We start from the raw sequence: 21,848 nt of genomic DNA, 5'->3' as shown, positions 1-21,848 counted from the left end.
CTTTGCCTTTCGTCGATCGCACCGGACAAGGCCATGGCACAAAACGTGTTGGGCGGACGGCTGGATGCGCTGACCGGCACACCAGAGAACCCGCTTGAGGTTGGCATAGGTATCCGCATCGACCAGATCACCAGCGTCGATCAAAAGGCCGAAAACTACGGTGCTGTTGTGGTTTTGCGCGTAGAGTGGACGGATCCCGCGCTCGCGTTTGATCGTGCTGAGATCGGGCGCGATATCCGGGTTTTTAACCCGCCGAATCTTGCGGATCATGCCGCCGACATCGGCACCATTTTGCCTGCCTTTGTCATCCACAACCAGCAATCCAACAAATGGATCCACGAATCCGCGGCGTCCCTGCGGTATGATGGGCGCGTCGTTTATGTTGAGAAATCCTCGCTGACGTTGCAGGCACCGCATTTTGACTTCCGAAAATACCCGTTCGACACACAGGAGTTTCATTTCGAGGTCGTATCAATCTTCCCCTCTGACTACGTGACGTACCGCCCGCTTGAGGACTATTCGGGACTTGGCGATCTGTTGGGGGAAGAAGAGTGGATTTTGGGCAATGCACGTCTGGAAGCGTCCGAGGTCACAGGCTTATCAGGCAGACAAAGCGATCAAGTCGCGCTTGTTTTCGAAGGCAACCGACACCTGACCTATTACGTCATTCGGGTTTTTCTACCGATGCTCGTTCTGATTTCCGTTGGCTGGGCGCTGTTCTTCCTGGATGAGTACCGCCGCCGGATCGAGATTGCGGGCGGCAATCTGCTGGTCTTTGTTGCATTCAACTGGGCGATCTCTGCTGACCTGCCAAAGCTCGGCTATCTGACCTTTCTGGATTTTGTTCTTCAGTGCATGTTCCTGATGACCGGGGCATTGATCGTGTTCAATGTTGCACTGCGAAAACTCAAAGTTTCCGGGAAAGAAGGAGCGGCGCGGACGCTGGACAATTATGCGATCAAGTGGATCTATCCGTTGGGCTATGCCGCAATCGTGGCCTACGCGGTTTTCGCCTATCTTCTGGTGCCTTAGGTGCTAGACCCGCGCCTGATGTGACCCTAACGTGGTGCCAATGCTCCGCTATGCCCTTAAACGCCTGATTTCGCTGCTGATCAGCCTGGCTGTAGCCTCGGTCGTCATCTTCGCGGTGATCGAGGTCGCACCGGGCGATCCGGCGTCGTTCATGCTGGGCGTCAACGCGCAAGAAGATACCCTTGCCGCATTGCGAGCCGAGCTGGGCCTGGACGGGTCAAAGATGCAGCGGTATCTCAACTGGGTCGGCGGGATGCTGGTGGGGGATTTCGGCACCTCCTACACGTACCGTACGCCGGTGTCCCAGATGATTGCAGACCGGCTTTGGGTGTCGCTGCCGCTGGCACTTTATGCGCTGACCCTGTCTACGGTGATTGCGTTTCCCGCCGGGATCTACGCTGCTGCCCGCCGAGGCAAACCGGGCGACCTGGCGGTAATGGGTTCCACGCAGTTGGGCATTGCCGTCCCCAATTTCTGGTTTGCGATGATGCTTGTGCTGATCTTCGCCATCAACTTGCGTTGGTTCAATGCGGGTGGGTTTGTCGGTTGGAGCAACGGGATGTGGGCCGGATTGCATTCGCTGACCCTGCCCGCAATAGCACTGGCCCTGCCACAGGCGGCGATTCTTGCGCGTGTGATGCGGTCGGCCTTGCTGGATATTCTGGGCGAGGATTTCATGCGTACCGCCCGGGCCAAGGGCTTGTCCCGCCGTCAGGCACTTTGGCGGCACGGGGTGCGAAATGCGCTGATTCCGGTGTTGACCATCATCGGCTTGCAGTTTTCCTTCCTGCTGGCCGGGTCGATCATCATCGAACAGGTGTTTTACCTGCCCGGCCTCGGGCGATTGGTGTTTCAGGCGATCTCGGCCCGCGACCTGATCGTTGTTGAATCGGTGGTCATGTTGCTGGTCTTTGCCGTGATCACAGTGAACTTTCTGGTCGATCTGGCTTATGCCGCCGTTGACCCAAGGCTGAGGAGCAGGACATGAGCCGTAACCTGTTTCTGGGTGCCTTTTTGTCTTCACTGGTGGTTTTGGCCGCGCTGATTTCGTTTGTCTGGACCCCCTATGACTACGCGGCACTGAGCATTCCAGAGAAGCTTCAGCCCCCAAATGCGCAGCACTGGTTCGGTACGGATCACTTCGGGCGCGACATGTTCTCGATGATCATGGTCGGCGCGCGTACGTCAATCGCGGTGGCCTTGGTGGCCGTGGGGATTGGTATGGCGCTGGGTGTACCCCTTGGTCTGACAGCGGCGGCGCGTAAAGGGTCGTGGCTGGATGAGGTGATCATGCGCGGCAACGATCTGGTCTTTGCCTTCCCCTCGCTGGTTATAGCGATCCTGATCACCGCCGTGTTTGGCGCCGGAGCGATCAACGCCATCATTGCCATCGGTATCTTCAACATTCCCGTTTTTGCCCGCATCACCCGAGGCGCCGCTTTGTCGCTTTGGGAGCGCGAGTTCATCCTTGCCGCCCGCGTGTCTGGCAAGGGCGCGGCGCGGATATCGGCCGAACACATCCTTCCCAATGTCGCTAACCTGCTGATCGTGCAGGGCACAATCCAGTTCAGCTTGGGAATTTTAGCCGAGGCCGGTCTGTCATACGTCGGTCTGGGGGCACAGCCGCCTACGCCCAGTTGGGGCAGAATGCTGGCGGATGCGCAGACAATGGTTAGTTTTGCCCCGCATTTGGCTCTGATTCCGGGCGTGGCGATCATCGTCACGGTGCTGGGCCTGAACCTGCTGGGCGACGGATTGCGTGATTGGCTGGATCCCCGGATCAGGGTGGCGCGGGCATGACTTTGTTGCGCATCAAGAACCTTTCACTGTCGATCCATGGGGCTCCGATCCTGAAACACGTCAACCTGTCCATTGATCACGGTCAGATCGTGGCGGTAACGGGTGAGAGCGGCTCGGGTAAATCCATGGCGGCCTTGGCGGTGATGCAGCTGCTTCCGAACGGTGCAGAGGTGGACGGTTCGATCCAACTGGACGGTGCAGGTCTGCTGACCCGGTCAGAGGCCCAGATGTGCGCCCTGCGCGGTGCATCCATCGGGATGGTGTTTCAGGAGCCGATGACAGCGCTCAACCCCGTGAAGACCGTCGGCGATCAGGTTATGGAAACGATCCTGATCCACAAGGCGATGCCTCCGGCCCAGGCCCGTACACGTGCGCAAGAGGTGCTGGCCCGCGTTGGTCTTCCTGCGGATCGGTTCCCTCTGTCCCGCTATCCGCATGAATTGTCCGGCGGGCAGCGCCAGCGTGTGGTGATTGCAATGGCCATCGCCCTGCGACCCAAGCTGTTGATTGCAGATGAGCCGACAACGGCGCTGGATGTTACCACGCAGGCTCAGATTCTTGATCTGCTCAAGGGGTTGGTGCGCGAATATGACATGGGTCTGCTGATGATCACCCATGATCTGGCTGTGGTCGCAGATATGGCCGACCAAATCACTGTTATGCGACACGGGGAAGTGGTCGAAAGCGCTGCGACCAACGATCTGTTGCACAACATGCAGCATCCCTACACCCGCATGCTGTTTGAGGCATCCGACCATCAGGTCACACTGCCGGAACCACCAGAGCCTCTCCCGCTGCTGGAGGTGAGCCAGGTTGTGCGGGAATACCGCCTGCCTCGGACGGGTATGTTTGACAGGCCGCGTCACCACCGGGCAGTGGATGGCGTAAGCTTCACCCTCAACCGAGGAGAACGTTTAGGGTTGGTGGGCGAATCTGGTTGCGGTAAATCGACCCTAACACGGGCTATTTTGGGGCTGGAAGAGGTGCAATCCGGTCAGATTCGCCTGGACGGGCAGCCAGTGTTCACCGGCCACAATCCCAATCTTGCCGTGCGTAGAAAGATGCAGGTGGTGTTTCAGGACCCCTTTGGCAGCTTCAATCCCCGCCACCGCGTCGCGCGCCTGATCACTGAACCCTTCCATCTGCTGGATACCCCACCAACCGGATCGGGCCGTCAAGATCGGATTGCTGAGACGTTGAAAGCGGTCGGCCTCAGCCCGGATGACGCTGGCAAGTACATTCATGAGTTCTCGGGCGGGCAGCGCCAGCGGATCGCAATCGCGCGGGCGCTGATCATCCGGCCTGAATTGATCCTGTTTGACGAAGCTGTATCGGCGCTGGACGTGTCGGTCCGAGCGCAAATTCTCGATCTGTTGGCTGAGCTTTGCGAAGCTTACGACTTGACCTATCTGTTCATCAGCCATGACCTGAGCGTCGTGCGCACGGTCACCGATCGCGTGTTGGTTATGCAGTCCGGTCGGATCGTTGAACAGGGCGCGACCGATCAGGTCTTTACGACACCAAAACACCCCTACACACAAACCCTGATCGCAGCCGCACCCCGATTGCCAGAGCTTGGGAAGGTACCGGCCTGAAATCATTGATTAGAGCCTGAAATGGAGGCGAAATTGACCCAGAAAATATGGTTCGACCCCACTCTTTGCCTGATTGAGGGGCGTTGGAAGCCAGCAACCTCGGGTGACACCGTGCCCCTCATCAACCCCTCGGACGGGACCGAAATCTGTCGGATCGCGCGTGGCTCGGAGTCAGATGTCGACGCCGCAGTTGCAGCGGCCCAAAGCGCATTGCAGGGTGATTGGGGGCGTAAAACAGCGCTTGAGCGGGGTCGCATTCTGACGAGGCTGGGTCAGCTGGTGCTGGAGCGGGTCGACGATCTAGCGCAGCTTGAGGCGATGGACGTGGGCAAACCGCTGACGCAGGCCCGGGCTGATGCTGTCGCGCTGGCACGGTATTGCGAGTTCTATGGCGGTGCGGCGGATAAGGTGATGGGAGAGACCATCCCCTATCTTGATGGCTACACCGTCTACACGTTGCGCGAACCGCATGGGGTAACGGGCCATATTGTACCCTGGAACTATCCGATGCAGATCATCGGCCGTTCAGTCGGCGCTGCGCTGGCCATGGGCAACGCCTGCGTTCTGAAACCTGCGGAAGAGGCCTGTTTGACGGCACTGGCCTTTGCTCATCTGGCGCAACTGGCCGGACTGCCTGCCGGTGCGTTAAATGTCGTGCCGGGTCTGGGGGGCGAGGCAGGTGCTGCGCTGTCCGGACACCCGGGGGTCAACCATATCTCGTTCACCGGATCGGTTACCTCGGGGGCGTTGGTGCAGCAGGCTGCGGGGCGCAACGTGGTGCCCGTGACGCTGGAACTGGGTGGGAAGTCCCCGCAACTGGTCTTTGACGACGCCGATCTGGAAGCGGCGCTGCCATTTCTGGTGAACGCGGGTATCCAGAATGCAGGGCAAACCTGTTCCGCCTCATCCCGCATACTGGTGCAGCGTGGGGTGTATGATCAGGTCAAATCCCGCATGTCCGAAGCTTATGGACAGCTTACTGTCGGACCCGCAATGCAGGATCTGCGCGTTGGGCCGTTGATCTCGGACCGGCAAAAGCAGATCGTAAACGGTTTTCTGGACAAAGGCGCAGATCTGGCCATTGTTGCGCAGGGACAGATCGTGAGTGAAGCGCCCGAGACAGGTGCCTATGTCCGGCCTACCTTGTTTGCAGATGTACCGCCCGATCACGTACTGGCGCGGGACGAGATTTTTGGTCCGGTTCAGGTTCTGATCCCGTTTGACACCGAAGAACAGGCCCTAACCATGGCAAACAGCACAGAATATGGCTTGGTCGCCAGCATCTGGACGCGCGACGGGGCCCGGCAGATGCGGGTGGCGAAGGTGCTGCATTCGGGTCAGGTTTTTATCAACAACTATGGTGCAGGTGGTGGGGTTGAACTGCCCTTTGGTGGTGTTGGAAAATCCGGCCACGGTCGTGAGAAAGGGTTTGAGGCGCTGTACGGCTTTTCACAGCTAAAGACGGTCGCCGCCTTTCACGGTTAAACCACGACCTTGATCGATTCTTGCGCGCCCACTCTGAACACCCGCTTATAGCGCTCGATCTGATCTTTCGGTCCCATCGCTTTTTCCGGATTGTCCGACAGTTTAACTGTTGGGCGTCCGTTGGCGGATACCGCTTTACAGACCAATGAGAATGGTGCCAGCGCGTCATTGGGAACCAGACCGCGAAAATCGTTGGTCAGCAAAGTTCCCCAACCGAAGGAAATACTGGCGCGGCCTGCGAATTGGGTGTGCAGCTCCTGAATTTTCTCGACGTCCAACCCATCCGAAAAAATAATTCGCTTTTGTGTCGGATCTTCTCCGCGTGACTTCCACCACTGGATGGCGACTTCGGCCCCCGCCGCGGGATCGCCGCTGTCAATGCGAATGCCGGTCCATCCGGCCAGCCAATCGGGTGCATTGTCCAAAAAGCCGTTGGTGCCGTAAGTATCGGGCAGAATGATGCGCAGGTTGCCGTCATGTTCATCATGCCAATCGCTGAGCACGTCATAAGGAGCTTGCGCCAGCTCTGCGTCGGTGTCGGCCAACGCGGAATAAACCATGGGCAACTCATGTGCGTTGGTGCCAATGGCTTCGACCTCGCGCCGCATGGCGATCAGGCAGTTTGACGTGCCGGTAAACGACGCGCCCAAGCCTTCGATCATCGCTTGCACGCACCAATCCTGCCACAAAAAGGAATGCCGCCGTCGCGTTCCAAAATCGGCGATGGTCAAGCCTTCGACCGACCTCAGCTTTTCGATCTTTTCCCAGACGCGCGTCATCGCGCGGGCATAGAGCACCTGCAATGCGAACCGACGCATGTCGTTCAGAACGGCGCGCGAGCGCAGCTCCATCAGCACCGCCAGTGCGGGGATTTCCCACAGCATGACCTCGTGCCACTTGCCTTCAAAGGTCAGCTCATACTGATCGCCCTTGCGCTCCAGATGGTACGGCGGCAAGCGCATGTTCTCGAACCATTCCATGAAATCCGAGCGGAACATCTGACGTTTGCCGTAGAACATGTTGCCGCGCAGCCAGGTGCTTTCCCCGCGGCTCAGGCTGAGTGATCGGATGTGATCCAACTGTTCCCGCAACTCGCCTTCGTCGATCAATTGGGCCAATGGCACGTGATTCGACCGGTTAATCAGGGAAAACACTACGTTTGTTTGGGGCTTGTTTCGAAACACTGACTGACACATCAGCAGTTTGTAGAAATCTGTGTCGATCAAAGACCGGACAATCGGGTCAATCTTCCATTTGTGATTGTATACACGGGTCGCGATGTCGACCATGGGGAACTCCTGCGATTTCCGTATTTAGATCAATCGACAACGGGAATGGCAAGAGTCGCTGATTTGGTGACAATGCCAGTATGACGTCACAATACCGGCATATTGTGCATTGTTTTCGCGAGTTAGTGATAAGAGGGGATGGAAATACGGAACTGAGTTTGTGAATGAGTCTCGAGTACGATTTTGATATTGTTAACGTAGCATTGGACGATTCTGACCCCGCAAAGCCGGGGGCTCAGATGGATGGGGGCAGTCAGGTGCATGCGGTTTTTCGCGACATTAGAACTGCGGACGCTTTGCGGGGTACGTCACCGAAAATCCGCAAGATGTTTCTGGATGCCGGGTTCAGCCTCGAGTCGCGCAACAGCGGCATTGTGCCGGGCGTTTTTCCGGCAGAGGACCAAATCGATCGGGTGCGGATTCTCCGGTCACTGTTTGCCAATGTAAAAAACCGTGGGGTTCAGGGGGAGTATTGCGGTGAGTTCGACCTGATGGATTTCCTGAGCTACGTGCGCACCGCGCAGCCGATGGCCGGGATTGCGCGCGCGCGTCAGACACGCACGCCGCCGCCGCAACCGGCGCAGCCCAGCCCGGACCGGCGGACCGTATCGGGCCGCATCGGTTTAGCTTTGGGATTGGCGGTTGTTTTGTTTGTGCTTCTTAAGTTGTTGGCCGCAGCCGGGACGGGTCCTTAGGCCAAAGTAACTCCGGCACCGCGCATGGCGTGTTCCGCTGCGACCAGCGATCCGTCCATATCAATTGCGCGGCAGGCATCAATGCGAACGGTGACATCGAACCCCAATCGGGCGGCATCCACAGCTGAATAGTGAACGCAGAAATCGGTCGCCAAACCGGCCATGGTCAAACGGGTGATGCCCCGGTTTTCCAGATACCCCTTCAGGCCCGTGGGCGTTTTGTGGTCGTTCTCAAAAAATGCGCTGTAGCTGTCTATGGCGCTGCGGAATCCTTTGCGCAGGATCAAGTCGCCATCGGTGCGCAGATCGGGGTGAAATGCGACACCTTGTGTACCCTGAACGCAGTGATCGGGCCACAGAACCTGAGGGCCATATGGCATATCGATCAGGTCAAACGGGTTTTTGCCCTTATGCGCGCTGGCGAAAGAAGAATGCCCTGCCGGATGCCAGTCCTGAGTCAGGATCACGGCGTCGAATTCATCCATCATCGCATTGATCGGGGCGACGATTTCATCCCCTCCGGCTACTGCCAGCGCGCCACCGGGGCAGAAATCGTTCTGGACATCGATGACGATCAGGGCGTGGGTCATGGCAGCCTCCTTTAAATACTGTATCGGTAGGGGTCGGGATACAAGGCGTCAATGCACTCTCTTGCGACTTTGGGACTACGAAGGTAAATCGCGCCTATGTATACCATCGCCGCTTTGTACCATTTTACCCGTTTCCCGGATCCAGCCATGTTGCGAGATCCGCTGCTGGAACTGTGTCGCGCGCAATCTGTAACCGGCACATTGCTGCTGGCGCAAGAAGGGATCAACGGCACCATCGCAGGCCCGCGCGCCGGGATCGACGCGATTCTTGCGCATATCCGCGCTTTGCCGGGCTGCGCGGATCTTGAGTGGAAAGAGGCAACCTCGGATCATCCGCCATTTGGCAAGATGAAGGTGCGGCTGAAGAAAGAGATCGTGACCATGGGGCAGCCGGATGTCGATCCGCGCGCCAGCGTTGGCAACTATGTTGAGCCGCAAGACTGGAACGACCTTATCCGCTCGGACGATGTTGTGGTGATCGACACGCGGAACGATTATGAAGTAGCGATTGGCACGTTTGAAGGCGCAATAGACCCTGAAACGGCCAGTTTTCGCGATTTTCCGGTGTGGTGGGAAGACAACAAGGATCGCTTTCACAACAAGCGCGTCGCCATGTTCTGCACCGGGGGTATCCGCTGCGAAAAATCGACCAACTTCCTGCTCGGGCAGGGGGTCGAGGATGTCTATCACCTGAAAGGCGGGATCCTTCGGTATCTGGAAGAGACGCCAGCTGAGGACAGCACCTGGCAAGGCGAGTGTTTCGTGTTCGACAATCGCGTGTCCGTCGGTCATGGTCTTTTGGAAGGGCCGCACATGCTCTGCCATGGTTGCCGCCGCCCGATCTTGCCCGAGGATATGAAACGTCCGGAATACGAACACGGCGTGTCCTGTCACCAATGTATCGATGAGACATCAGAGGCCGACAAAATGCGCTTTCGCGAACGGCAAAAGCAGATCCGGCTGGCGCGTGAACGAGGCGAAACGCATTTTCGGCAGGATTGAATTCGGGTTGCAGGCCCCAGCATTAGGTCAGATGATCACCTGAAGATCAGCTTTTTGGGACTCCCATGTACCGCAAACCCACAACATTGGACGAATGGAAATCGACCCTTCTGGCGGCGTTGGGTCTGGTTCTGGCGAGCTTTCTTGCCTGGTATGGCCTCTCACGCCTGAACGAGGCGACCGCAGGTGACACGATCGGCACAATCGCTTCGGTCGGCTTGCTGATCTGGCTGGTGTCACAGTCCTGGTTTTACATGACCCAAGTGAAATCGCCGCGCAGGCTTTTGTTCCTGATGGGGGTGTCATTCATACAGGTCGTCCCCTTCCTGTTCGCTGCCGTCTATGGCGCCTTTGGATATAACGATCATTGTGTCGTCGGCGCTCAGGGTCCGGGTGATATTCTGTATTTTTCCTATGTAACCTTTACGACGGTTGGGTATGGCGACATGTCCCCAACTGGCCTGTGCCGTGGGCTTGCTGTGTCCGAGGCCGTTACCGGGTACATTCTGCTGGGCATGTTTGTTGCGGCTGCGGTGTCGCTTTATGCACGCAATCACAGCCATGCAGACCCTAAATAGGGTCTATTTGTTGTGATCAATCCAGTTCGACATCATTTGCTTGTCACGGAAACACTCGGATGGGATCGGGCGGCGTTTGCTGCGTGAAATTCGCTCGGCAAAGGCAACTTGTTTGCCTGTCGGGTAATTGTCGAATTGCGACGTACTGTGCGGTTTGTGCGTTGAAATCCAATCAGACAGCAGCTTTCGGTCGCGCTGCGCCTCAACCGGTATTTCCAATGCCGACTTCTCGGCAATCGCGCGGGCATAGCGCATCTGCCGATCAGTCACCGGAAGTAAATGGTAGTCATTGCTGGGCCCGTTCAGGGCAGATTGGTGCGTGTTCTGGGCCATCGGTTTATCCTCTGACTATGTAGAACATAAATAGAACATTACCCAAATATTTCAAGGTTTGTGGGTTAGAACCGGCATGATTCTGCCGTCCGAATGAATTTATTGACTGGTCAATCAATAATCTTTAGGGCCGTTTTCAACGGACTGATTTTCCCGTTCAGGCGGGTGCGAAAAAAAGAGGATTCGGTATGAAGTTTCAGCCCCAAGCCAGCCATTTCATTGACGGCGCTTATGTCGAAGATACGGATGGTGCTGCCCTTGACGTGATCTACCCGGCCACTGGCGAGGTGATCGCACGGTTGCATTCGGCAACGCCTTCAATTGTTGAACAGGCTCTAAACAGCGCGAAAAAGGCGCAGGCGGCCTGGGCTGCTTTGTCTGGTACCGAGCGCGGCCGCATATTGCGCCGTGCCGCCGACATCATGCGCGAACGCAACTTTGACCTGTCGGTTCTGGAAACTCATGACACCGGAAAACCCATCCAGGAAACCACCGTGGCAGATGCCACCTCGGGCGCGGATGCGCTGGAGTATTTTGGTGGATTGGCAGGCAGCCTGACCGGCGAACACATTCCGCTGGGCAGGGGCGATTTTGTCTACACGATCCGCGAGGCTCTGGGCGTCTGCGTCGGGATCGGAGCCTGGAACTACCCCACCCAGATCGCGTGCTGGAAGGGCGCTCCGGCGTTGGCGTGCGGTAACTCAATGGTGTTCAAACCTTCGGAATCAACTCCTTTATCCGCATTGAAAGTTGCCGAAATTCTGATCGAGGCCGGCGCGCCTAAAGGTGTTTACAACGTGATCCAGGGGTATGGAGATGTAGGCGCTTCGCTGGTCACTGATCCGCGCGTTGCCAAAGTCTCGCTGACTGGTTCCGTTCCAACGGGTCGCAAGGTCTATGCCGCGGCAGCCGAGGGCATGAAACACGTCACCATGGAATTGGGCGGTAAATCCCCGATGATCGTGTTTGACGACGCCGATATCGAAAACGCGGTTTCGGGCGCGATTTTGGGCAACTTCTATTCATCGGGCCAGGTCTGTTCCAACGGCACCCGCGTGTTTGTGCAAAAGGCTATCAAAGAAGCTTTCCTCAAACGCCTGTCCGAACGTCTGGCCAACGCCAAAATCGGCGACCCCATGGACGAGGAAGTCAGCTTTGGTCCGATGGTCAGCGAAAATCAGATGAATATCGCGCTGGGCTATATCGAAAAAGGTAAGGCCGAGGGCGCGCGTCTTGTCCATGGCGGTGCGCGGATCGATGGCGAAGGGTTCTACATGCAACCTACAGTCTTTGCTGACGTGACCGACAACATGACTATCGCGCGTGAAGAAATCTTTGGCCCGGTCATGTCAGTCCTGGACTTTGACACCGAAGAAGAGGTCATGGCCCGCGCCAACGATACCGAATTTGGTCTGGCTGCCGGTGTCTTCACCAGCGATCTGACGCGCGCACACCGCGTGGTTGCCGGGTTCGAGGCGGGTACTTGCTATATCAACACCTACAACCTTGCCCCGGTCGAAGCCCCGTTTGGCGGATCGAAAATGTCAGGTGTGGGGCGCGAAAACTCGAAACTGGCGATTAACCATTTCAGCGAGATGAAAACCGTCTATGTCTCGATGAACGATGTCGAGGCACCTTACTGATAACGGACGCTTTGTCTGTTGCCCTTAATTTCTCTGTTCCCGGCTTAAAGCGTCGGGTGCAGAGCATATTTCAAGCGGGCGCGTGGACACCTGTTTGGAACTGCTGAAATTTGAAATGTGCGTCTGTGACGTCGACGCATTGGATCGCGATTGCAGCGCTAATCCCTTTGTGCGGCTTTGCTGAGCTGTACAGTCCTATTGACCACGGTGCGCTAGAAGCGCGTGTCACTCTGAATTGATTGCATTGAACATCTCGGCGATTTTCTGTCGTGTCGTTTCACTGTTTTCAAGCAATTCTTCGGCGTCCTGTAATGGCTTTTCGAATTGCCGCACTGGAGGGGTGAACAGGGCTTGGGCTGTTCGATTAAGGGTCGCATATTTCCCATCCGGCGGGTCAACCGTATCGGCCGACGATCCCGCCAGCCAGAACAAGCGGTTGGCCGCTTCGCCTTGCCCCAAACTCCGCATGATCTCGGCTGCGGTCGAAAAGTCCAGTGCCATGTCCAAGGCCTGCGCTTGCAAAGCTAAAGCTTCTTCTGAGTCGTCCTCGGCCAGTTCAAGCAGAGCTTGGTGGGGACGTCCCGACATCAGGGCTGCCCTTGTTCGTAAACGGGCCCTTTCAGCCCGATGCGTCTGGTCGTCAGCTCTGTTTGCCAGAGCAAATGACTGATCCGCAAAACCGAGCGTGGTGAGTCGATCAGCCAATGCGATTGCGGTGTCTGTGGTCAGGGCTGGTGTTTTGCTCATCTGCATAAGGTGAATTGTCTGGCGCAAAAAGGTCACGTCATCTGAACGCTCTGACAACAGATGCAGATGCCGGTTGAACGCGCGGTTCCTATCTTGCCCGTTTGCCAGCTCCAGAATGATGTCGAATGCGGGATCGAAGTCCTGACTTAGGCTCAGCGCAATCGCATGGGTGCGGGCCATCATGGGGCCCAGATCCGAGCGCCGATACTGGACCGCATAGGACGCGGCCAGTTCAAGTTCCTGCGCAGAAACGGATTGGCGTTCGGTCCAGCGCTTTTCGACCAAACGGGCCAACGCCACCGGCGCTTCGGGTGTGGCTTCGGTTGACGTAACCACCTCGGTCAGAAGTTCCTCTTCCCGCGTGTGGTCGCCTTCGGCTGCGGCAACTATGGCCTTGGCGCGTGTCGTACTGGGTGAGTTGCTTTTTTCGATGCGGTCGACCGAACGTATCACTCTGCGGGCGGCCTCCAATTCATGTCCTTCGACGAGAATTTGGGAAAGCCGCGTACCGAAGCGGCGGCGAAGAAGATCCGGCAATCCTGCGTAAGCCTGCTCGATCGCTTCAACATCGGCATCGGAGGTCAACAATTTTTCAGAGAGAAGGGCCCACAGCGCCGCATCGCTGTCGAATCGTTGCAAGCCGCTGAACGGATTGGATGATTGCACCGGTGTCTCATCCACAAGCCGAGCAATCGCCTCAATGCGCTCAGCTTCACCAGCACCCGCTTGGGACAAGCCTAAGATAGCTAAAGCTTCAGTTCCAAAGCCATGGGACGCATAAAGTTTTGCCAGTTCCAGGGCTTTTTCTTCGTCGAGAGTGTCAAACTCTTGGTAAAGTGCGGTGCGCAGAGAAGACACCTGCGTGACAAAAGGTTCCGCAGTGGACCACTCTGAGAAGCCCAATTCGGTTGTCGAGATACAGACTGCATTACTTTCGAGTTGCAGCACCTCGGAATTCAACACGTCCTGCAGATCGTCAAGCACCGTGGTCAGGCGCATATTCCAACTTAGATCGGTCAACAGCGGATCCGTGTTGGACGGGGTGGAGTTGCGCGGTCCAACCGGCGCCAGCCGTAAATCAAGCAGCTTGCGGTCGGCACCTTGCAGAAAACGGCTGGAAAGCTGGTCTTTTAATTCATGCTTGAGAAGCGGCAGGTCAAGCCCGGCCATTTGTGCGTCTGTATTCGAAACAGATACCGCTTTGAACGGCTGCCGTGTCATCGGCGGTGGAAGGTCAGCCAGCAGCGGGGGCAGGAATTCGCCTGGCGCGACGTCCAGCACGATCATCGAACCTCTGTATAGGAAGGCCGAAGCCACGCATTCGCACCCAAATTCCAGTTCCAAGGCGCCACCGGGTTGTGCCTGCGACAGCGATTCAAGCCGATTTGTCGTTAATCTACTGAAGACCGACCCTGTCCGAAATGTCACGCCGTCCAAATCCACCGTCAATCGTGCGCCGTCTTTGCGTTGGGCCAGCGCCCATTCTGTATTCGGTGGCACGTTGAAGACCAGACGTGTGTAGCCGTCATGCTCACCTGACCGAACCGTCACGTCTTGCGCGGCCGCTGCAGTGACCGCCATGATCAAAACCGCGGTCAGAAGTCCAAGATGTTTCATGCCGCAGCCTGCTTGAGGTCTTTTAACGCCTCTTCAAGCTCGGAGAACCCTGGGCGGTTATGCGTCGGCGTATTCTGGCGTCCGACCTCAATACACATGGCGGCATTGTGGTTGTGCAGGTTTGCAACCAGAACCTCCTTGATCAGTTGATAGAAGTGATTGTCTTCCTCGACCACGGTTTTCAACTTTCCAGCAAAGGGACCCACCAGACCATACGCCAGAAAAACCCCCAAGAACGTGCCCACCAGGGCGCCACCGATCAGTTTGCCCAGTACCTCGGGTGGTTGATCAATTGAACCCATGGTCTTGATCACCCCCAGAACCGCCGCCACAATCCCGAGCGCGGGCAAGCCGTCTGCTACTGTCTGTAAGGCGTGGCTTGAGTGCATCGCGTGATGAAAGTTCGCCTCCATCCGCTTTTCCAGAACCTCCTCAACCTGGTGCGGATCATCATAATTCATTGCGGCAGCACGCATCGTGTCACAAATCAGATCGACCGCTTCCTTGTCGGCTTGAATCTTGGGATAGGTAGAAAACAAGCTGGAGTTTTCGGGGTCTTCGATATGTTGCTCGACCTCGACCGGATTGGCGCGTGCAATACGGATCAGCGAAAACAAAAGGCAAAGAAGGTCGCGATAGTCTTCGGGTTTCCACTTCGGACCTTTGAAGACCTTCCCCATATCTTTGACCGTGTGTTTTACACCGCCCATGTCATTGCTGATCAGAAAGGCACCAACGGCGGCACCGCCAATCATCATCATTTCAAACGGAAGCGACTTCAGAATGATGGTCATCTTGCCACCAGCAGCCAGATAGCCGCCGAAAACCATCACGAAAATGACGACAATTCCAATAATTCCAATCATTTGACATCTCCGACTAGGTGGTGCGCAAGAATGGGAAGCACGGGCTATTCCAGTGGGGCCGAGGAAGTGCGACCTGCCATAACAACACTAATCGTATAGGCGACTTCGGGGCTGAGACCCGCCAGGATCCCGGCCGCAGAGTCGGGCGGCATCCGTGCCAGAAATCCAGCGGCAAATGTTGGGTCCATGGTCTCAAACAATGCTGCTGCGTCCTTGGGTTTCATGGTCTGATAAACATCTGTCAGGCGCGTTAGATCATTCTCAGCCGCGTTGACTGCAACAGCCAGGGTGGCGCGCAACGACTCTTCTGCCTCTTCAAGCGCGACCAGCCGCGTTTCGATGGCTTGGCTTGCGATCTCCACCGCCTTTTCCTGTTCGTGTAGCGCGTCTTCGCGCTGTTTTACTTTTTCCTCCCGGCGTAAAAGCGTGCTAATAAGAACCTGTATGTCGTATGCCTCGGGTGCAGCGGGATTGCTTGTCGAGGTCTCTGGTTTTGCCGGTTTTGCCAGGGCCGGTCCGGCCTCCAAACCAATTCGAATGGCGGCTGAACCGATCATCAGCAAGGATATCACCGCAAGCACGCCGCCGCGCGGGCGGACGTTTTTTCGGGCGGCTCGTAGGCGGTTCATGCCTGTGCCTCACCTTGTTTGCGGTCGTGTCGGAAAAACATCAGGCCCTCTGGCGCCTTGATTTCTTCTTCCTCCACTTCGGACAAACTGGAATCAGCTGCTTCTGCAGTGTCGTCCCGCCCGATTGTCTTTGGCCCTTCTGGCTGCGTGTCGGGAAGAGCAGGCTCTATCGCTTCAGGCGTTGTGTTTTCCTTGGGAATAACGTCATGCATCGAGGCCATCGTTAGTTCCAGCCGCTGCGCCACAGCTTCTGCTCGCTGTGTCAACGCCTTGAGTTGATCTCCGGACTGATCTGAGACACGACGCGCGTCTTCCAGCGACTTCCGCAATTCTTCAGCCTGTGTTGACAGCACGGCCACGGCACCGCCGACGCCTTTTTCAAGATCGTTAAACCGCTTGAGACGGCGCGCAAGAACAAAGCAATACAGACCCGCGCCCAACGCACCGGCGACCAGCAGAATATCCGCAATCAGCTCCAATTTTGCCTCCTAGTTCAGTACAAATTCCATCACCAGCACATCGCGAACGCGACCCTCGCCAACGACGATTCCAATGCGCCTTAGCAAGTGACCCCTGATGCGCATCAACGCCAGCGAGTCCTCAAGATCCTGCAGTTCGACGGCCCGCAGGTATCCGTTCAGGACATCCATGATTCGTGGTTGCATTCTTTCCACATCAGCCATGTACGGGGCGTTAACTTCGAGCTGCGCGTGAAATTTCAAATGCCGCGAGTTGCCTGAGTTCACCGATACTATCACGGGTGGCAAATCGATGAATGCAACATCAGCCAGCGTTTTGACCGGTTTTTCTTTTTCCATATCCTGGCTTGCCTCTTCAGCGGCTTTGCCACCTAGTGGAATCAGCCCCGAAGAGGTCAGAAAATACCCGCCCGCGGCACCAGAAACGGCCAGAATCAGTCCTATAAGAATTCCCTTTTTCCTTTTTTATCAGGGGTTTCCGCCTGTTCAGCCGTTGCGTCGGTCATGACGTCCTCATTCATCCGTTCTGTCGTTTCATAACCGGCCAGGGACTAACCGATTGTTAAGGGCAATCGTCCAAACAGGGGGTGCGCCGGGCAGAATGTCGGCGAGTCGGAGGTGAGCGTGCAGCAGATCGGAACTGTCTGGGCAAGTTTGGACGGGCGTAAACAAATCATCGTTGCCGGCGCGGTTGTGCTGGTGTTTTTGGGAATTCTCGGAATGTCCCGCCTTGTGACAGCGCCGTCGATGACGCTTCTGTATGCAGGATTAGAAAGTGGTGCCGCAGGAGACATCGTGCGCGCATTGGATCAGCGCGGCGTCACCTATGAGATTCGGGGTGGCTCCATCTATGTTCCAGGCGCGCAGCGCGACGAATTGAGGATGACCTTGGCCAGTGAAGGCCTGCCTGCAAACGGCAACAAGGGCTATGAGCTACTTGATTCACTAAGCGGGTTTGGCACCACATCTCAGATGTTCGATGCCGCTTACTGGCGCGCGAAAGAGGGTGAACTGGCGCGTACAATAGTCGGCAGCCCATATGTCAGTCAGGCACGTGTGCATATCGCAAACGGTTCGGCGAACCCGTTTCAGCGCAGTGTCGCGCCCACGGCTTCGGTATATTTGGTGCCGTCGGGGGCTGACATCACCAGCGATCAGGCCAAGGCTATCCGATTCCTCGTTGCTTCTGCCGTGAGCGGGCTTACGCCCGAAAACGTGACTGTGATCGATTCGAGCGGAGCCGTGATTGGTGGGCAGGACACGGCTGTGGCCGCGGATACAGCGGATGATAAATCGCGCCAACTGCGCGAACGTGTTCTGCGTTTGGTCTAAGCGCGCGTGGGAACCGGCAATGCGGTGGTCGAGGTCAGCGTGGATACGGAGACCAAGACAGAATCGATCCGCGAGCGGCGCTTTGATCCCAAGGGTCGTGTGGCGATCAGCACGGATGTCGAGGAACGCTCGGACAGCGCTCGCAATCAGTCTTCGGATGTCACGGTGGCATCGAACCTGCCCGATGGGGATGGGGCCGGAGGCGACGAGTCCAATTCCACCGCCACGCAAACACGTGAGCGGGTGAATTATGAGGTCTCTGAGACAGAGCTTGAGGTACACACAGCACCCGGTGCGATCAAACGTCTGACGGTTGCTGTTTTGGTGAACGGGACGCGGACAGTGGATGCCTCGGGTGCTGAAACATTTGCGCCTTTGCCGCAGGCAGAGCTGGATGCGCTCGAAGAACTGGTGGCTTCGGCCGTGGGATTCGACGCGGCGCGGGGGGATGTGATCACTCTGAAATCTCTGGATTTGCCCACAGTAGACCCACAAGGCACCGTGGTGTCATCCTCGCTGTGGCAAAACATTCATCTGGACGCGATGTCTCTGATCCAGATGGCGGTACTGGCTGCGGTTTCGCTGGTGCTGGCACTGTTCGTGATCCGACCGATCCTGATGAAACCCGCAATGGCACCGGCACTGTTGCCCCCCACTGACGGCGTAGGTGGCGAATCTTCTGTGCTGACCGGAGAAATCGCGACTGATGACGCGGCAGGTTTCGCGCCTTTGCCTCATGACGGAGGCGTTCCGGCGCTGGGTGTAAAAACCGCCGAAGACCCGGTCGAGCGGTTGCGGACAATGATCGGGGACAAGCAGGAAGAAACCGTCGAGATCCTGCGCAGCTGGCTTGAAGAAGGCGAGGAGCAGGTGTGATGTCAATTGCCCATCTACTTGAGGACTTCACCGCTCAGACCAACACCGGAACGGTTCTGTTTCTGGATGAGGAAATGCTGGAGGAACAGAAGCTTTCAGCCTTCGAAGACGGGTATGGAGCCGGGTGGGAAGATGCCTCTCAAGCGCAGGAACAAAGCCGTGGGAAGATTTCGACAGAGCTCGCCCAAACGCTGGAGGACATGTCCTTCACCTATCACGAAGCGATGACCCGGATGACGCTGTCGCTGGAGCCCATGTTCGAAAGCCTGGTTCAGACGGTTCTGCCCGAGATAGTAGACCGTGGCATCGCCGCCCGTCTTGTTGAACAGCTGTGCCAGATGGCGCGGACGCAGATGGATCAACCGATGCAGATTATGGTGCCAACGGGGCGTGTTGAAGATGTCGAGGCGTTTTTGCCGACAGACATGCATCCAGTCCCACGCGTGATCGAAGATCCCGCCCTTGGGTCCAGGCAGGCGCGGTTGCAGGTCGGCACCAGCGGGCGCGAAGTGGATTGCGGTGCCTTGCTGACCACCGTTGCACAGATTTTTGACGCTTACGTCTTTGAGGCAAGAGAGGCTTTGTCCAATGAATGACACTCAGACCCCGAAAATTGAAAAGCCCAACCCGTTTGAATCGGTTCCGATCGAAGTGACCGTTTCGGTAGGCCGCGCCCGCCCGTTGATCCGGGACTTGCTGAACATGGGCGAGAATGCGGTGCTGACCCTGGACAAACGGATCGAGGACCCGGTTGACCTTTACGTTGGGGATCAGTTGGTGGCGCGTGGGTTGCTGGAAGAGATGGACGGCGATCAGGCCGGACAACTGGCTGTGCGTCTGACCGAAATTGCCGATCTTCAAAACGGGATCGGTTGATGCGCTGCGCGATCTGGCTGGCTCTGGCGATGACGCTGTTTCCTTCGCTTGCCATTGCGCAGGACGTGACTTTGTCGCTGGGCGAAGGTGGGTCGATCTCGGCCCGGACTATACAGTTGATCTTGCTGATCACGGTGCTGAGCATCGCGCCGGGTTTGGCGATCATGATTACCTGCTTCCCGTTTCTGATCACGGTACTTTCGATCCTGCGGCAGGGGATCGGTCTGCAGCAATCGCCCCCCAACATGCTGCTGGTCAGTTTGGCGCTGTTCCTGACTTATTTCATCATGGATCCGGTGTTCACCGAGGCGTGGGACACCGGCATCCGTCCGATGATGGAAGAAACGCTAGCGGTTGAGCCCGCACTGGAACGGGCACTGGAACCCTTTCGGGGTTTCATGGCGGCGCGGCTGGACGCTGATACGTTCTATGCAATGGCGGCATTGCGACCTGGTGGCGAAGCGATGGAATTGTCGGCGCAGGCGCCTTTGTCGGTTTTGATGCCATCATTCATGCTGTCCGAAATAGCGCGGGCCTTTCAGATCGGATTTCTGATTTTCCTGCCGTTTCTGATCATCGATCTTGTTGTGGCGGCGGTGTTGATGTCGATGGGTATGATGATGGTGCCACCCGCCATCGTATCCCTGCCGTTCAAACTGGCATTCTTTGTGATTGCGGACGGGTGGGCGTTGATCGCTGGCGCGTTAGTGCGCAGCTATTTGCCATAATTTAGACGTTTGCCACCAAAAAGGGACCAGACGTTTCTGACCCCTCACATTAGCTTTTCAGGGTTTCAGTTTGGGGCGTTCCAAACTCAACAAATGTATCAGCCCGTCTTTTTCAGATCTTTGATCAACTGATCCAGATTCCCCTTCCGGGCATCCAGCATTGCGCCGATTTCGGTGCGCTCGGTCAGAAGAAGGTTCACGCCTTCGATGAACATGTTGTAGAACTTGTCGCGACCCGATTTGTCCGACACCAGGAATGTCACATCGAACGGGGACGATCCACGCAGCTTGACCAGGGTCCGTACCTCATATCCTGCCTTGATCTTGCGCGCGTTACGCACGTTGACTTCGCCGCCGATGAATTCGCGGAACCGGCGACCGTATTTGCGCGAGATATAGCCCTGAAACGCATTGGTGAACTGTTTCAACTGGGCGGGGCTGGCGGTGCGGGCATCTGCCCCCAGCGCATAGCGTGCCATGATCGGCACATCGCCATATCGCACGAAGATTTTCTCGAAATCACGCAGCATCGCCTTCTCGGATTTGCCGGAATCGATCACCCGATTGATGTCTGTAACAACGCTGTTGACCAGCGCTTTGGCAGCGGCTTCGGTCTGCGCCAAGGCGGGCAGGGGCAGCAGGGCCAACGCGAGGCCTGAGGCGATGAAATGGCGGCGGTTCAACTCGTTATTCGGCATAGGGGTCCTCGTAGGGGTCTAAAAAGGGGTCCCTGACCGGGTCTGTCCCGGTTTCGGCATAGGGGTCAGAATACAGATCCAGATAGGCGTCTTCGTCATCTCTTGCCAGTTCAAAGCGGCGATTTTGCAGAAAGATCAGGCGTGCCTGCGCATAACTGTCTGCACTTTCATAAAGAATCGAGTCGACCGTATCCGAGAACCGGCCGCGATCTCCCATGCGGCGCACGATCTCGGCATAGACGCCAATGTTATCGGCGGGGCGCACCGGAGTGAAATTGATCGGGTTCGAGAACAGGTTGATCACAACCCCGATCGCATCCCGTTGGGTCGACGGGCCGTAGAAGGGCAGTTCAACATATGCGCCTTCGCCCACGCCCCAGACATGCAGTGTCTCGCCGAAATCGGTATCCACTGGCGGCAGGTTCAACTCGTCCGCGGGTGCAGACAGACCAAAGCCGCCCACGGTCATGTTGATCACGAATCTCAGCAAGGCGTTACCCATTTGCTTCGGATTGCCTTGCAGCAGGTAATCAACGGCCTGACCCGGCAGCGAAATGTTTTCGGCAAAGGTGCTGAAGCTTGTCACCATCGGGTCGGGAACAATTTTCACATAGCCTTTCGAGGCGGGGCGGAACAAAAACCGGTCCACGCCAAGATTGAATTTGTGGATCGCCCGGTTGTTGTTTTCATAAGGATCAAAAACGTCATCGCGCGTGGCCCCTTCGGGCGGCGTGGATGCGCAGGCGGACAGAACGGCCATACATGATAGGATGACAAGATGTTTCAGGCGCAATCTGCGAGGCACGTTTTGCTTCTCCCAAGTGGCCCGGCACATGGTCCGCCGGACATTTAATCAATATCAACGTGCTGGGGTGGCACAAGTTCTGTCACATAGTCGTTTCGGGTCTCAAATGAAATACCTTGCGTGTAACCTGACCGCCGGGGGCTGGTAAAGTGA

Annotated in this window: 22 protein-coding genes and 1 pseudogene; 13 read left to right on the top strand and 10 right to left on the bottom strand. The window is 56.8% G+C overall.

All coding sequences use genetic code 11. The annotated features are described in order from the left end of the window. Positions 1-33 precede the first annotated feature (33 nt). Genes AC2FLD_RS16235 through AC2FLD_RS16215 form a run of 5 tightly spaced genes read left to right on the top strand, consistent with a single transcriptional unit; the run spans position 34 to position 5,912 of the window. Positions 34-1,032, top strand: coding sequence for a ligand-gated ion channel (locus tag AC2FLD_RS16235; protein ID WP_496670431.1), 999 nt, complete (start codon positions 34-36; stop codon positions 1,030-1,032). 40 nt (positions 1,033-1,072) lie between these two features. Then, a complete protein-coding gene (locus AC2FLD_RS16230) occupies positions 1,073-2,020 on the top strand; it encodes an ABC transporter permease (protein WP_496670438.1) in 948 nt (315 codons plus the stop codon). After that, positions 2,017-2,832, top strand: a complete 816-nt coding sequence (locus AC2FLD_RS16225; RefSeq protein ID WP_050605137.1) for an ABC transporter permease — start codon at positions 2,017-2,019, stop codon at positions 2,830-2,832. The genes AC2FLD_RS16230 and AC2FLD_RS16225 overlap by 4 nt, the downstream gene beginning before the upstream one ends. Continuing rightward, entirely contained in the window at positions 2,829-4,427 is a 1,599-nt protein-coding gene (locus tag AC2FLD_RS16220) for an ABC transporter ATP-binding protein (protein ID WP_496670754.1), read from the top strand. The genes AC2FLD_RS16225 and AC2FLD_RS16220 overlap by 4 nt, the downstream gene beginning before the upstream one ends. 33 nt (positions 4,428-4,460) lie before the next feature. Beyond that, complete coding sequence (locus tag AC2FLD_RS16215; RefSeq protein WP_496726741.1) at positions 4,461-5,912, top strand: aldehyde dehydrogenase family protein; 1,452 nt, start codon at positions 4,461-4,463, stop codon at positions 5,910-5,912. On the opposite strand, the gene pncB is transcribed toward AC2FLD_RS16215, so the two are convergent. Further along, positions 5,909-7,201 carry a nicotinate phosphoribosyltransferase gene (gene pncB, locus AC2FLD_RS16210; RefSeq protein WP_496670445.1) on the bottom strand — a complete coding sequence of 431 codons (1,293 nt, stop codon included), beginning with the start codon at positions 7,199-7,201 and terminating at the stop codon, positions 5,909-5,911. The genes AC2FLD_RS16215 and pncB overlap by 4 nt on opposite strands. Before the next feature lie 164 nt (positions 7,202-7,365). Between pncB and AC2FLD_RS16205 the strand changes: the two genes are divergently transcribed. Continuing rightward, positions 7,366-7,896: a hypothetical protein gene (locus AC2FLD_RS16205; RefSeq protein WP_496670448.1), complete on the top strand. Its 531-nt coding sequence runs from the start codon at positions 7,366-7,368 to the stop codon at positions 7,894-7,896. Here the strand turns inward: AC2FLD_RS16205 and pncA are convergent. Beyond that, positions 7,893-8,486 (bottom strand): bifunctional nicotinamidase/pyrazinamidase, encoded by a 594-nt coding sequence (pncA, locus tag AC2FLD_RS16200; protein WP_496670452.1) that lies wholly within the window; start codon positions 8,484-8,486, stop codon positions 7,893-7,895. The genes AC2FLD_RS16205 and pncA overlap by 4 nt on opposite strands. 96 nt (positions 8,487-8,582) lie before the next feature. Between pncA and trhO the strand changes: the two genes are divergently transcribed. Further along, positions 8,583-9,488 (top strand): oxygen-dependent tRNA uridine(34) hydroxylase TrhO, encoded by a 906-nt coding sequence (trhO, locus tag AC2FLD_RS16195; protein WP_496670456.1) that lies wholly within the window; start codon positions 8,583-8,585, stop codon positions 9,486-9,488. 65 nt (positions 9,489-9,553) lie between these two features. After that, positions 9,554-10,066, top strand: a complete 513-nt coding sequence (locus AC2FLD_RS16190; RefSeq protein ID WP_050605130.1) for a potassium channel family protein — start codon at positions 9,554-9,556, stop codon at positions 10,064-10,066. Between the two features lie 3 nt (positions 10,067-10,069). On the opposite strand, the gene AC2FLD_RS16185 is transcribed toward AC2FLD_RS16190, so the two are convergent. Beyond that, positions 10,070-10,399 carry a hypothetical protein gene (locus AC2FLD_RS16185; protein ID WP_050605129.1) on the bottom strand — a complete coding sequence of 110 codons (330 nt, stop codon included), beginning with the start codon at positions 10,397-10,399 and terminating at the stop codon, positions 10,070-10,072. A 188-nt stretch (positions 10,400-10,587) separates the two neighbouring features. Between AC2FLD_RS16185 and betB the strand changes: the two genes are divergently transcribed. Beyond that, on the top strand, positions 10,588-12,042 hold the full coding sequence (betB, locus tag AC2FLD_RS16180; protein WP_496670461.1) for a betaine-aldehyde dehydrogenase: 1,455 nt from the start codon (positions 10,588-10,590) through the stop codon (positions 12,040-12,042). 225 nt (positions 12,043-12,267) lie between these two features. Here betB and AC2FLD_RS16175 read toward each other — a convergent pair whose 3' ends face one another. Genes AC2FLD_RS16175 through AC2FLD_RS16155 form a run of 5 tightly spaced genes read right to left on the bottom strand, consistent with a single transcriptional unit; the run spans position 12,268 to position 16,719 of the window. Then, positions 12,268-14,406 (bottom strand): hypothetical protein, encoded by a 2,139-nt coding sequence (locus AC2FLD_RS16175; RefSeq protein ID WP_496670466.1) that lies wholly within the window; start codon positions 14,404-14,406, stop codon positions 12,268-12,270. Next, a complete protein-coding gene (gene motA, locus AC2FLD_RS16170) occupies positions 14,403-15,272 on the bottom strand; it encodes a flagellar motor stator protein MotA (RefSeq protein ID WP_496670470.1) in 870 nt (289 codons plus the stop codon). Before motA ends, AC2FLD_RS16175 begins: the two co-directional genes overlap by 4 nt. A 44-nt stretch (positions 15,273-15,316) precedes the next feature. Further along, complete coding sequence (locus AC2FLD_RS16165) at positions 15,317-15,901, bottom strand: MotE family protein (RefSeq protein WP_496670474.1); 585 nt, start codon at positions 15,899-15,901, stop codon at positions 15,317-15,319. Next, positions 15,898-16,380: a hypothetical protein gene (locus AC2FLD_RS16160; protein WP_496670477.1), complete on the bottom strand. Its 483-nt coding sequence runs from the start codon at positions 16,378-16,380 to the stop codon at positions 15,898-15,900. The genes AC2FLD_RS16165 and AC2FLD_RS16160 overlap by 4 nt, the downstream gene beginning before the upstream one ends. A 9-nt stretch (positions 16,381-16,389) precedes the next feature. Beyond that, positions 16,390-16,719 carry a flagellar basal body-associated FliL family protein gene (locus AC2FLD_RS16155; protein ID WP_496670480.1) on the bottom strand — a complete coding sequence of 110 codons (330 nt, stop codon included), beginning with the start codon at positions 16,717-16,719 and terminating at the stop codon, positions 16,390-16,392. A gap of 285 nt (positions 16,720-17,004) precedes the next feature. Between AC2FLD_RS16155 and fliF the strand changes: the two are divergent. From fliF to fliP, 4 genes and pseudogenes are all read left to right on the top strand, one after another. Continuing rightward, positions 17,005-18,588, top strand: a pseudogene (gene fliF / locus AC2FLD_RS16150) (flagellar basal-body MS-ring/collar protein FliF). Beyond that, positions 18,588-19,184 carry a FliH/SctL family protein gene (locus tag AC2FLD_RS16145; RefSeq protein WP_496670484.1) on the top strand — a complete coding sequence of 199 codons (597 nt, stop codon included), beginning with the start codon at positions 18,588-18,590 and terminating at the stop codon, positions 19,182-19,184. Before fliF ends, AC2FLD_RS16145 begins: the two are co-directional and overlap by 1 nt. Further along, positions 19,177-19,464: a FliM/FliN family flagellar motor switch protein gene (locus AC2FLD_RS16140; protein ID WP_496670487.1), complete on the top strand. Its 288-nt coding sequence runs from the start codon at positions 19,177-19,179 to the stop codon at positions 19,462-19,464. Before AC2FLD_RS16145 ends, AC2FLD_RS16140 begins: the two co-directional genes overlap by 8 nt. Continuing rightward, a complete protein-coding gene (gene fliP, locus AC2FLD_RS16135; protein ID WP_496670490.1) occupies positions 19,464-20,192 on the top strand; it encodes a flagellar type III secretion system pore protein FliP in 729 nt (242 codons plus the stop codon). The genes AC2FLD_RS16140 and fliP overlap by 1 nt, the downstream gene beginning before the upstream one ends. 98 nt (positions 20,193-20,290) lie before the next feature. Here fliP and AC2FLD_RS16130 read toward each other — a convergent pair whose 3' ends face one another. Together AC2FLD_RS16130 and AC2FLD_RS16125 are read right to left on the bottom strand one after the other, a co-directional pair. Continuing rightward, on the bottom strand, positions 20,291-20,890 hold the full coding sequence (locus tag AC2FLD_RS16130) for an MlaC/ttg2D family ABC transporter substrate-binding protein (RefSeq protein ID WP_050605120.1): 600 nt from the start codon (positions 20,888-20,890) through the stop codon (positions 20,291-20,293). Continuing rightward, complete coding sequence (locus AC2FLD_RS16125; protein WP_496670495.1) at positions 20,880-21,695, bottom strand: MlaA family lipoprotein; 816 nt, start codon at positions 21,693-21,695, stop codon at positions 20,880-20,882. The genes AC2FLD_RS16130 and AC2FLD_RS16125 overlap by 11 nt, the downstream gene beginning before the upstream one ends. Positions 21,696-21,848: the final 153 nt, after the last annotated feature.

It is taken from the genome of Ruegeria sp. CDSA021 (assembly GCF_059612325.1).
This window is presented reverse-complemented; position numbering and strand designations above follow the sequence as displayed.